Source organism: Thalassospira sp. ABL2_045, assembly GCF_056161285.1.
Genome location: NZ_JBSWYV010000001.1, coordinates 402,612 through 414,367 on the forward strand (window position 1 = coordinate 402,612; position 11,756 = coordinate 414,367).

The window sequence follows — 11,756 nt, forward strand, 5'->3', positions numbered from 1 at the left end:
ATTTGAAATTACTTGCCCGGAGGAGACCGGAAATGAAGATCGGGATTGTTGGATGTGCTGGCCGTATGGGGCGGATGCTGGTGAATGAAACCGCCAAGACCAAGGGCTGTGAAGTTGGTGGTGGCACTGACCTGCCCGGAAGCGCGTTCATCGGCAAGGACGTCACCCTGATCGCCGGTCTGGAAGAAAGCGGTATTGTCGTTGGCGATGATCCCAAGGCACTGTTTGAAGCGGTTGATGCGGTGATTGATTTTACCGCGCCGGCCGCGACCATGAAGCACGCAAAACTTGCAGCCGAAACCGGCACGATCCTTGTGATCGGTACCACCGGCCTTTCCAATGATCAGAAAGACGAGTTGAAGGTCGCAGGCGAAAAGGCCCCGATCATCTTTGCCCCGAATATGAGTGTAGGGGTGAACCTGGCCTTTGCGCTGGTCGAGAAGGTGGCAAGCATCCTTGATAAGGATGTGGCTGACATCGAAATCGTCGAAATGCACCACAAGCACAAGGTCGATGCCCCGTCGGGTACCGCACTGGGGCTGGGCGAAGCGGCGGCCAAGGGCCGTGGCGTAAACCTTGATGAGGTATCGGTGCGGTCCCGCGATGGCCATACGGGTGCGCGTGAAGATGGGACCATCGGTTTTGCGACCCTGCGTGGTGGCGATGTGGTTGGCGATCACACGGTTGTCTTTGCCTGCGAGGGCGAGCGGATTGAGATCACTCACAAGGCATCCTCACGCGAAGTCTTCGCCAAGGGTGCGGTGCGCGCGGCGAAATGGGCCGAAGACAAGGCGCCGGGCCTTTATTCCATGCGTGAAGTGCTGGGACTCTAAGCGTTTAGCACAACAATACGTACCTAGGCTCAGGACCTATTAATTTGATTTGAATGGCAGACGTTATATTTGCGAAATCCAAGGAAAAGCCCGCCGGTCGGGCTGGTATCCCGGCCAAGGGGTTTGACGCCGGAGTTTGCAAATATAACGTCTGTCCTTCGGATTCACCGGATTTGCACGGGCTACTTTGTCGCAAACCCTTGAAAGATGAATATCTTCCGGCGGTTTTGCTTCGCGTATCCGAACAAATCCGGTGAACCATTCAAACCAAATTAATAGGTCCTGAGCCTAATATAAGAAGACCCCGCTGCAAGGATCTGCAGCGGGGTCTTTTTTGCGTTCAGAAGCCTAAGATCAGTGCGCATCCGCCCAGCTGTCGCCAATGCCGGCATCGGCAATGAGCGGTACCGACAGGTGGGCCGCGTTTTCCATGACTTCGCGGATGGTCTTGATCGCCTTTTCGGTTTCGTCTTCCGGGGCTTCAAAGATCAATTCATCGTGGACCTGAAGCAGCATGCGGGTTTTAAGCCCGGCATCACGCAAGGCATCGGGCACGGCGATCATCGCACGTTTGATGATGTCAGCCGCCCCGCCCTGAATGGGCGCGTTGATGGCAGCACGCTCGCCAAAGCTTCGACGCATGCCGTTTTTGTCATTGATGCCGCTGATATGGATGTGACGGCCAAACAGGGTACGGACAAAGCCGTGCTTTTTGGCGAACTCCTTGGCCTCATCCATGTAATCGCGGATGCCGGGATAAATCTCGAAATAGGCTTCGATGAATTCCTTGGCTTCCTTCTGGGCAATGCCAAGCTGGTTGGCGAGCCCAAAGGCCGAGATGCCGTAAATGATGCCAAAGTTGATCGCCTTGGCCTTGCGACGGACCATCGGGTCCATGCCCTCGATCGGGACGCCAAAGACCTTTGATGCGGTCGCGGCGTGGATATCCTCGCCGTTCTTAAACGCATCGCGCAGCGCTTCGATCTCGGCGACGTGGGCGAGAAGACGCAGCTCAATCTGCGAATAGTCGGCAGAAATCAGCTTGTAACCCGGCTCGGCGACAAAGGCGGTGCGGATTTTGCGGCCTTCTTCGCTTCGGATCGGGATGTTTTGCAGGTTCGGGTCGTTCGATGACAAACGCCCGGTATTGACGTTGGTCTGACCGTAGCTGGTGTGCACCCGCCCGGTATTGGGATTGATGTGATGGGCTAGCGCATCTGTGTAGGTGCTTTTAAGCTTTGAAAGCTGGCGCCATTCCAGAAGCTTCGCCGGCAGGTCATGACCCTGGGCCGCAAGTGCTTCAAGCACATCCGCCCCGGTTTGCCAGGCGCCGGTTTTGGTCTTTTTACCTCCGGGCAGGCTCATTTTATCAAACAGGATTTCGCCCAGCTGCTTGGGACTGCCGAGATTGAAAGGCTCACCCGCCATTTCATGAATGGTTTCTTCAAGGGCGGCCATGCGTTTGGCGAAATCATCGGACAGGTTTTTAAGGATTTCGGCATCGACCTTGACGCCAAGGCCTTCCATTTCGGCCAGAACCGGGACTAGTGGACGGTCAAGCGTTTCATAGACGCTGGCCATATGTTCCTGGGCGATCCGGGGTTTGAGCAACCGATGCAGACGCAGAGTGATATCGGCATCCTCGGCCGCGTAATCCAGCGCCTTGTCGAGCGGCACCTGATCAAAGGTGATCTGGGTCTTGCCGCTGCCGCAGACCTCCTTGAAGGAGATCGGTTTGTAATCAAGGTGCAGTTCGGCCAATTCATCCATGCCGTGCCCGTGGCTGGTGCCATCAAGCACATAGGACAGTACCATGGTGTCATCCATGGGCGCGACCTTGATGCCATGGCGGGCCAGAACGATCATGTCGTATTTCAGGTTCTGACCGACCTTGAGCACACCCGGATCTTCGAGCAGCGGTTTAAGGAGCTCAATCGCGCGTTCAAGCTTGATCTGCTTGGGGGCGTCCTTGCTTTCTGCGGGACTGTCGCCGAAATCAAAGCCGCCCTGGGCCTCGCCGCTGACATGGCCGAGCGGGATGTAGCACCCATTGCCCGGCTCGGTCGAAAGTGAAACGCCGACCAGTTTGGCCGTATGGGCATCAAGCGATGTGGTTTCGGTATCCACTGCGACGGTGCCAAGGTATTCAGCCTCGGAAATCCAGTGCTTTAGACGCTCTTCATCCTGCACCAGTTCATATTCGGCCTTTTCGACCTTGATATCATTAACGCCAACACCGGCGGCCGTTGGGCTTTCAAACTCGACATCGCCACCGAATTTCGACTTTACTTTAGAAAGCAATGATTTAAAGCCGTGACTTGCCACAAAGCTTAAAAGAACTTCGGGATCAGGCTCGCGCAATTCGAAGTCACCGAGCGGTTCGACCACCGGGACATCGGTCTTGAGCGTCACCAGATCACGTGACACGCGGGCAAGTTCGGCATTTTCGATCAGTTTCTCGCGGCGCTTGGGCTGTTTGATTTCGCCAGCGCGCTCCAGTAGAGAATCAAGATCACCATATTCATCAATAAGTTGGGCGGCGGTTTTAACGCCAATGCCGGGCACACCGGGCACGTTATCAACGGAGTCACCGGCAAGCGCCTGAATATCAATGACCTTGTCCGGATTGACGCCGAATTTCTCAAGCACTTCGGCCGCGCCAATGGTGCGATTCTTCATCGCATCAAACATTTGCACCCGATCGGTGACAAGCTGCATGAGGTCCTTGTCCGAAGACACGATAATTACGTCAGAACCCTCCGCCTCCGCCTGGCGGGCATAGGTCGCGATCAGATCGTCGGCCTCATAGCCTTCAAGTTCGATCGAGGGCAGGTTGAAGGCGCGCGTCGCATCGCGGATCAGGCCAAACTGCGGGACCAGTTCTTCGGGGGGCGGCGGACGGTGTGCCTTGTATTCCGGGTAAAAATCGTTTCGGAACGACTTGCCCTTGGTGTCAAAGATCACCGCCATATGGTCGGGTTTGGTATCTTCGCGCAGCTTCATCAACATGGTGCAGAAGCCATAAACCGCATTGACCGGCGTGCCATCGGGGCTCGTCATCGGTGGCAGGGCGTGAAAAGCGCGGAAAATAAAGCCGGAACCGTCAACCAGAACGACGCGACGCGGGGCGTTGTCTGCGGACGAACCGGTATTGGACGGGGCGGAATCTGTCATGCGTCTCGTGCTCTTGTATGCGTTAAAATGATTGGCCCGAAGAATGCCCGATCCGGGCCCTTAAGTCGAGTACCGCCTGCCGATTTCGGGCAAAAACCACCAAGCCTCCTGACAGAAATGCGCATGTATTTAGTGGCCAAATCAAAGCAGGGATCGTTCATCGTTTCGATTTCGAAACATGAAGGATAAAGCCCTCATTTGCCGGGTTTTTTACCATCATTCTTCTTTGTGCTTATCAGCTTGCCCCGGGATTGCTATGGTAGCGGGTAAATTCATCCCAAGGGACATGGGAGATCGGGTTCGTGGCCCGGAAAACAAGCAAGCCGGAATTTATGCCAAAAGGCATCGGCGTGGAAACTGCAGGTCCGGCGCGTGAGCTTTCAGATGACATGAAGCTCGCCTCCCGGAAACGCAAACAGCAGCAAGACCGTCGCAAGGCGAACGGTTCAGGATGGCGCAGCTTTTTTAGCGTCAGCGTCTGGCTGCGCTTTATTCTGACCTTTGGCCTGTTTGGCCTGATCGTCCATGGTTTGTTTGTTGTCTTCGGGATTTACGAGCGCAATCAACGGCTTGCCAATTTTGATCACTTCATTTTGCTGATCAAACTCGTGGTGTTTGTCGCGCTGATGTATCTGTTCTATGCGATGCTGATGCATTACGGCCCGATCCGCCACAAGGTGCGCGGCATCTTCTTTTTGGCGCTCGCGCCCGTGGCGGCGCTTTGCATCTTCATGATCTATGGCGGTGGGCAGATTTTTGGCAGTTTCCTGCCGGTTTTGCAGTTCCTGACTCTGACCGTTGGGGTGGGTGGATTTCTGCTTTATGTGCTGGGTTATACCTGGCTCACCGGGCGCAAGGTTAAACGCGAGGCCGCCAAAAATGGTGACCCAGGCCTGACCAAAAACAATGCGGCAAATAAAGGCAGCAAAGGACTGCCGCCGCCGGTTCAGGGTGATCGTCGCCGCGTGCACAAGGCAGGCAATCTGCGCCTGCGCAGCACGGATGGCGGTGATGGGCCGTCAAATGGCACGCCACGTCGCAAGATCGAGTTGCCTGACGTCTGAGAACACTGTTGAAACATGATTTCAACAGCTTGCAGAAAATCCGTAACGTCAAATATTAGAATTATTGGATAATCACCTGCGAAGGCGGCGGGAGTTATGACCAGTCTTTATCGTAGGTGATTATCCGGATTTTGAAATCGAATATATATCAGTGTTTTATGATGTTTTCTTCATTCAGCTTTTCACCAATGCATCGAGCAGTCGAACAACTTCACGCGAGGCGGCTTCGACCTTGCCATAAAGTTCCAGTGCGCCTTCGACATCCCCGTCGTTATAGCGTTTGACGGCCTCGATCCCGCATTCATGCACGATCTTGTGCGGACCTTCGATTTCCTTATAGGCCGCAGAGTCAGCAAGCGCCTTGCCCTCGGGGCTGTAGTACCATTTGCCCAACCGGCAGCTCATATGGCTTGCCAATTCATCGGCATAAAGGGCCTGACGACCGGCAAGCATGTCTGCTAGACGTTTCTTCCATATAACGTGGTCAGACTTGGCAATGCGAATGGCCTTCTTGGGAATGTCAAATTCGGCCAATGCACCAATTTGCTGACCAACCTTGGTGACGACAGAGTCCGTCGCACTAATGCTGGTTTCGATACGTTTGACGTTATCGGCGGTATCGGCGGCGATATTTGCCACACGGTCTGAAACTTCTGCTGCGACCTGTTCCTGTTGTTCGAGAATAGCGGCGATGTCGCCCATGCGGTCGGTAACGTCTGATACCATGTCGCCAATGTCGTTCATCGAGCCGACGGCATCATTCATTGAGGCATCGCCAGCCTCGACAGCCTCGGCGCCAGTGCGCATTGCTTCGACAATGCCGCCAATTTCTTCGCGCAGCATGACGATATTGTCGCGGATATCGACCGTGGCCTTGGCCGTCTGGCTTGAAAGGTTTTTCACTTCACCGGCAACCACGGCAAAGCCTTTGCCCGCTTCACCGGCGCGCGCTGCCTCAATCGTGGCATTAAGCGCAAGCAGGTTGGTTTGCGATGCAATGTTTTCGATGGTTTCAACCATCGCACCGATCTTTTCGGAAGTTTCGGCAAGCGATTCGACGCGTTTGGTCGCGTCATTAACCGCATGTGCCACCCGGCGCATGTTTTCCGCCGTGTTGGAGATGGTTTCTGCACCATCTTGCGCTGTGTTGCGCGCGCTTTGTGATTTTTCGGCGATTTCGCGGGAATTCTCGCTGATGGTTGTAATGCCGGTCGCCATTTCTTCAACGGCAGCTGCGATGGACTGGGCCTGACCATCAATGTCAGCCATTTCCTTCATCAGGGTCGAGTTAATTACAGCCACTTCGTTGATCGACATAGATAGTTCAACGTTCTGATCAAGCATCTCGTCGGCAAACTTGTTGCTGGCGCTGTTTTGAATTTCGGCAAAGCGCTGCTGACACAGGGCATGTGTGAGGATTTCCTGTGACTGCAGAAATGCCGTTTGTGATGCGTTGATCATGGCTGCTGCCTGGCCAGGTTTCCAGCGGGATCCGGCAAGAAGGATCGCCGTGACTTTTTCAAGTGCTGCGGCATAGACATTGGCGATATCACTGCCGTCGATCTCGGACTTGAAGAAAGTTTCAGCAAGGCGATCGACCGCCAGGCTTTGATTAAACTCGCTGTCATAGCCAAGAACGGACATCCAATAGGGAAGCAGTTCGTGACTGTCTTCGTTGATACCAAACCGTCCGGAAAAGTCGCTGACAACTACAACAAGCGCCTTTTCAACGTTGGATTTGAAGGTCACAGGCAAAGACGCAGAAATAACTGCGACCGAGCCGGATGGCACATCAGTGTGCGCGCTTGTTTTGGCAAGAGTAGACATTCTTGGCGTTCCCTGTGCGTCGGTTTGAATTTGTACCGACTGATATATTGTTTTAGTTGAGTGATTACACTCCCCGAATGGGGAGGTTGTTAAAGTTAAAGGATAGTATCAATCCAAACCGTAGGATAATTCAGGAATGATTGTCCAGAACCAGACCGGCTAGATAAAGCGAGCCGAGAATAAGCACGCGCTTGGGGCGCGCGCAGGCATCCAGAAGCGGGGTAATGGCCGCTTCAAAGCCGTCAGACGAAAAGGCCGGGCTTATCCGGCAGGCAATTGCCGCATCACGGAGTGTCTCAGGCCGGTGGGCCTGATGTTCGCCGGGAATCGGCACACCGGCAAAGGCCGTGATGTGGGTTGCAAGCGGCTTCAGGAAGGCTTCGGCATCGCGGTTATCAAGCATGCCCATAATGACGACGGTATCGCCAGCCGGTTGGCGTGACAGCCAGTCGGCAATGGCTTCGGATGCGGCGATGTTGTGGCCGCCATCCAGAACGAGCTCACAGCCATCTGGCAGGGCCTCGCAGAGCGGCCCGGTGGTGAGCTTTTGCAACCTGGCAGGCCAGCTTGCGGTTTCAAGGCCACGGGCGAGGATATCCGTAACCATGCCGTCACAGCCGGGAATGCGGGCCTTGCGCACCGTGGCAATCGCGGTGGCGGCATTGGTGTATTGATGGCGTCCGGGCAGGGCCGGATGGGGCAGATCGATGTGATCGGTGCCAATGCGAATGGCAAAGCCGTCTTCGCGTTCCTCGGTGACCTCAAAATCATTGAAGATCGGGGCGGAAATGCGATTGGCGTAGCATGCCAGCTTGTTAAAGGCCTCAAGGCATTGCGGCGCGGTAATGCACGGCACGCCGGTTTTCATGATCCCGGCTTTCTCGAACGCGATCTTGGCGATTGTGTCGCCCAGGAAGCCCTGATGATCGAGCGAAATCGGCGTGATCACGGTTGCCGCCGGGGCATCAATGACATTGGACGCATCGACACGCCCGCCAAGCCCGGTTTCAAGCAGCAATACATCGGCCGGAACCCGCGAAAAGGCAAGGAATGCGGCAGCTTGCGTGATTTCGAAAAAGGTAATGGATTCCCCGCCATTGACCGCTTCGACTTCTTCAAGAAGGTCACACAGCGCGTCTTCGGAGATCATGTCCCCGGCAAGCGTGATGCGTTCATGGAAACGCACCAGATGTGGCGATGTGGAGCAATGGACCCGAAGGCCGGCCGCTTCATAGATCGCACGCAGATAGGCAATGGTCGATCCTTTGCCATTGGTGCCGGCAATATGAATGACAGGCGGAAGGGCAAGGTGCGGATTGCCCAGCTTTTCAAGCAGCCGGGTAATCCGCCCAAGCGAAAGGTCGATGACTTTCGGGTGCAGCTTGCCGAGGCGAGCAAGGATTGCGTCGCTGCCCGCCAAGTTATTTATCCGCACTCAGATCTTTGGATTTGGATGCCTTTGCCTTGGCGTCCTTGATCGGCACCACAGCCGCACCTGGTTTGGTGCGACGGATCATGTCGATCAGGCGGCCAAAGGTCTCGTTCAGTTCCGAACGCGCAACAACCATATCCACCATGCCGTGTTCCAGAAGGTATTCGGCCGTCTGGAAGTCATCTGGCAGTTTTTCGCGGATGGTGCTTTCGATCACGCGACGTCCGGCAAAGCCGATCTGTGCGCCCGGCTCGGCGATCTGAATGTCGCCCAGCATGGCAAAGGATGCCGAAACACCGCCAGTGGTCGGATCGGTCAGCAGTACGAAATAGGGCAGACCCTGTTCCTTGACCTTTTCAATCGCGGCCGTGGTGCGGGCCATCTGCATCAGGCTGAGAATGCCTTCCTGCATACGTGCGCCACCCGAAGCCGGAACGATGATCAGGGCCGCGTCCTGCACGCAGGCGAGCTCAGCCGCAGCAACGATGCCTTCGCCAACCGCAATGCCCATCGATCCACCCATGAAGGAGAAATCGAACACGGCGACAACGGTGGCATGACCGCCGACTTCGCCATGGGCCACTGCCAGCGCATCCTTGAAGGTTGCTTTGGCCTGTGCGGCCTTGAGGCGGTCGGTATATTTTTTCTGATCGCGGAATTTCAGCGGATCGACTGGAACATTCGGCAGTTCGATGGTCTGGTACTTGCCACCATCAAACAGGGTTTCGAGACGGTCCTTGGCGGAAATCCGCATGTGATGACCGCAATGCTGGCAAACATGATTGTTCTTTGCCAGATCGCGATGGAAGATCATCTGTTCGCAGGATTTGCATTTGTACCAGAGATTTTCAGGCACATCGGTGCGGCGAACAAGTTTCTGAATCTTTGGACGGACGAATTCAGTCAGCCACGACATATCGGATACTGATCCTTGGTTCTGTCTATATCGGTTCTTTCAAACGCAGCGCCAGCTATTTGCGCGCGTTTCGGACCCCGTTTGCAAGTTCACTTACAAGGCCGGTAACCATAGAGGCGGTCTTATCGGTGGCCTTGCCGTTTTCGTCAAGACTTTCGGCAATTTTTGATACGATTGCCGACCCGACCACTGCGGCGTCTGCCTGCTTTGCCACGTCGGCGGCCTGTTCGGCGGTCTTGATGCCAAACCCGACCGCAATCGGAAGGTCGGTATGGCGGCGCAAACGCCCCATGGCTTCGGTAATCTGTTCATTACTGGCCGAACCGGCACCGGTCACACCGGCAACCGAGACATAGTAAACAAAGCCCGAGGTATTCTGAACAAGTTTCGGAAGACGCTTGTCATCGGAGGTCGGTGTGGTCAGGCGAATGAATGACAGGCCCTTTTCCACGCTTGGAATGCACAGTTCCGGGTCTTCTTCGGGCGGCAGATCAACAACGATCAGGCCATCTACCCCGGCATTGCGCGCATCTTCAAGGAATTCGGCAACGCCATAGATATAGATCGGGTTGTAATAGCCCATCAGAATGATCGGCGTTTCATGATCCTGATCGCGGAAGCCACGCACAATCGACAGCGTCTTGCGCATGTGCATGCCGGCATCCAGGGCACGGATCGATGCTTCCTGAATGGCGGGGCCATCGGCCATCGGATCGGTGAAGGGCATGCCCAGTTCGATGATATCGGCACCGGCTTCCGGCAGTTTTTTGAGGATTTCAAACGAGGTTTCCGGATCCGGATCGCCCGCAGTGATAAAGGTCACCAGACCAGCACGGCCTTCTTCCTTGAGCTTGGCAAAGCGTTTGGCGATGCGGTCCTGGCCGCCGATGATAGCGTCGCTCACAATTCTACTCCCAGTGCTTCGGCCACGGTAAAGATGTCCTTGTCACCCCGGCCACTCAGACACATGAGGATGATCTGGTCCTTGCCCATTTTCGGGGCCTCTTTCATGATCTGCGCGATTGCGTGGCTGCATTCCAGCGCGGGAATGATGCCTTCGAGTTCCGAACAGAGTTTGAAGGCCTCCAGGGCCTCCTTGTCGGTGATCGGCTCGTAGCGCGCGCGACCGATATCCTTAAGCCAGCTATGCTCTGGCCCGATGCCCGGATAATCAAGACCGGCCGAAATCGAATCGGCTTCCTTGATCTGGCCGTCATCATCCATCAGCAAATAGGTACGGTTGCCATGCAGAACGCCCGGGCGACCGGCCGACAGACTGGCGGCATGGTTACCGGTATGCACGCCATGACCGGCGGCTTCGACACCGACCACATCAACGCCCTTGTCATCAAGGAACGGATGGAACAGGCCAATTGCGTTTGACCCGCCGCCAACCGATGCAATCACCTGATCAGGTAGGCGGCCTTCGGCTTCCATGATCTGTTCGCGGGCTTCACTGCCAATCACGGACTGGAAATCACGGACCATTTCCGGATAGGGGTGCGGGCCAGCAGCCGTGCCGATGATATAGAAGGTATCTTCAACATTGGTGACCCAGTCACGCAGGGCTTCGTTCATCGCATCCTTGAGCGAGTTTGAGCCCGATACCACCGGTTTCACCTCGGCACCCAGCAGCTTCATGCGGAACACGTTGGGCGACTGACGTTCGATATCCTTCGAGCCCATATAGACCGTGCAGGGCAGGCCAAAGCGTGCGCAGACGGTCGCGGTCGCAACGCCATGCTGACCGGCACCGGTTTCGGCGATGATACGGGTTTTGCCCATGCGCTTGGCCAACAGGATCTGGCCGATGCAGTTATTGATCTTGTGCGCGCCGGTGTGGTTGAGATCCTCGCGCTTGAAATAGATCTTTGCACCGCCAAGGTGATCAGACAGGCGTTCGGCAAAATAAAGCGGGTTTTCACGGCCAACATAGTGACGGAGATAGTAATCCATCTCCTTTTTGAAGGCGGGGTCTGCCTTGGCGTCCTTGTAGGCCTGCTCAAGATCAAGGATCAGCGGCATCAGGGTTTCGGCGACAAAGCGTCCACCAAAATTGCCAAAATGTCCGTCCGGATCGGGCAGGGCGCGAAAGCTGTTAGGTGCAGAAGACGTCATGGAAGTTCCCCGTGGATTGGCCGTGATGGCGCTCACGACAGCAAGGTCAGGTGACAATATATGGTCCGTCAGACAGCCTGCGCGCAAGGACCGGCAGGGCCCAACCCCATACTGTACCCGAGAAGGAGCGTTTTGGATTAGTGGGCTGCGTGCTCGGCCAAGGATTTGTCGAAGATGTATTTTTTCGAGCAATACGGGCAGACCACCTCACCCTTGTCCTCAAGATTGAGGTAAACGGTCGGGTGCCCAAGGTGACCTTTTCCGCCGTCACAGGCAACATTTAGCGTGCCGACTTTGATTTCTTCGGTGATCTTCATATATCCAGTTCCAAGTTTGCCATTTTCAGGCTTGTATGACCATCGGGATTGGCCACGCACTGTGGACAGCATTGA

General features: G+C 55.4%; 9 protein-coding genes. 2 read left to right on the forward strand and 7 right to left on the reverse strand.

Annotation, left to right across the window (positions count from 1 at the left end):
- The first annotated feature begins 32 nt into the window (after positions 1-32).
- Positions 33-833: a 4-hydroxy-tetrahydrodipicolinate reductase gene (gene dapB, locus ACXAIA_RS01910; protein ID WP_475347851.1), complete on the forward strand. Its 801-nt coding sequence runs from the start codon at positions 33-35 to the stop codon at positions 831-833.
- Between the two features lie 354 nt (positions 834-1,187).
- Here dapB and polA read toward each other — a convergent pair whose 3' ends face one another.
- A complete protein-coding gene (polA, locus tag ACXAIA_RS01915; protein WP_475347852.1) occupies positions 1,188-4,007 on the reverse strand; it encodes a DNA polymerase I in 2,820 nt (939 codons plus the stop codon).
- 302 nt (positions 4,008-4,309) lie between these two features.
- Here polA and ACXAIA_RS01920 point away from each other — a divergent pair, with 302 nt between their 5' ends.
- Positions 4,310-5,071 (forward strand): hypothetical protein, encoded by a 762-nt coding sequence (locus ACXAIA_RS01920; protein WP_475347853.1) that lies wholly within the window; start codon positions 4,310-4,312, stop codon positions 5,069-5,071.
- Positions 5,072-5,245: 174 nt separating this feature from the next.
- Here the strand turns inward: ACXAIA_RS01920 and ACXAIA_RS01925 are convergent, their stop codons facing one another.
- From ACXAIA_RS01925 to ACXAIA_RS01950, 6 genes are all read right to left on the reverse strand, one after another.
- Positions 5,246-6,898: a methyl-accepting chemotaxis protein gene (locus ACXAIA_RS01925; RefSeq protein WP_475347854.1), complete on the reverse strand. Its 1,653-nt coding sequence runs from the start codon at positions 6,896-6,898 to the stop codon at positions 5,246-5,248.
- Between the two features lie 130 nt (positions 6,899-7,028).
- A complete protein-coding gene (locus ACXAIA_RS01930; RefSeq protein ID WP_475347855.1) occupies positions 7,029-8,318 on the reverse strand; it encodes a bifunctional folylpolyglutamate synthase/dihydrofolate synthase in 1,290 nt (429 codons plus the stop codon).
- 1 nt (position 8,319) lies between these two features.
- Entirely contained in the window at positions 8,320-9,246 is a 927-nt protein-coding gene (gene accD, locus ACXAIA_RS01935) for an acetyl-CoA carboxylase, carboxyltransferase subunit beta (RefSeq protein WP_475347856.1), read from the reverse strand.
- Positions 9,247-9,301: 55 nt separating this feature from the next.
- Positions 9,302-10,150, reverse strand: a complete 849-nt coding sequence (gene trpA, locus ACXAIA_RS01940; RefSeq protein ID WP_475347857.1) for a tryptophan synthase subunit alpha — start codon at positions 10,148-10,150, stop codon at positions 9,302-9,304.
- A complete protein-coding gene (trpB, locus tag ACXAIA_RS01945) occupies positions 10,147-11,364 on the reverse strand; it encodes a tryptophan synthase subunit beta (protein WP_475347858.1) in 1,218 nt (405 codons plus the stop codon). Before trpB ends, trpA begins: the two co-directional genes overlap by 4 nt.
- 137 nt (positions 11,365-11,501) lie before the next feature.
- Complete coding sequence (locus ACXAIA_RS01950; protein WP_062957346.1) at positions 11,502-11,681, reverse strand: zinc-finger domain-containing protein; 180 nt, start codon at positions 11,679-11,681, stop codon at positions 11,502-11,504.
- Positions 11,682-11,756 lie beyond the last annotated feature (75 nt).

Excerpts from the sequence above, each read along its gene's own strand:
- dapB (WP_475347851.1), top strand. The coding sequence starts at position 33 with ATGAAGATCGGGATTGTTGGATGTGCTGGCCGTATGGGGCGGATGCTG.
- polA (WP_475347852.1), bottom strand. The coding sequence starts at position 4,007 with ATGACAGATTCCGCCCCGTCCAATACCGGTTCGTCCGCAGACAACGCC.
- ACXAIA_RS01925 (WP_475347854.1), bottom strand. The coding sequence starts at position 6,898 with ATGTCTACTCTTGCCAAAACAAGCGCGCACACTGATGTGCCATCCGGC.
- accD (WP_475347856.1), bottom strand. The coding sequence starts at position 9,246 with ATGTCGTGGCTGACTGAATTCGTCCGTCCAAAGATTCAGAAACTTGTT.
- trpB (WP_475347858.1), bottom strand. The coding sequence starts at position 11,364 with ATGACGTCTTCTGCACCTAACAGCTTTCGCGCCCTGCCCGATCCGGAC.
- ACXAIA_RS01950 (WP_062957346.1), bottom strand. The coding sequence starts at position 11,681 with ATGAAGATCACCGAAGAAATCAAAGTCGGCACGCTAAATGTTGCCTGT.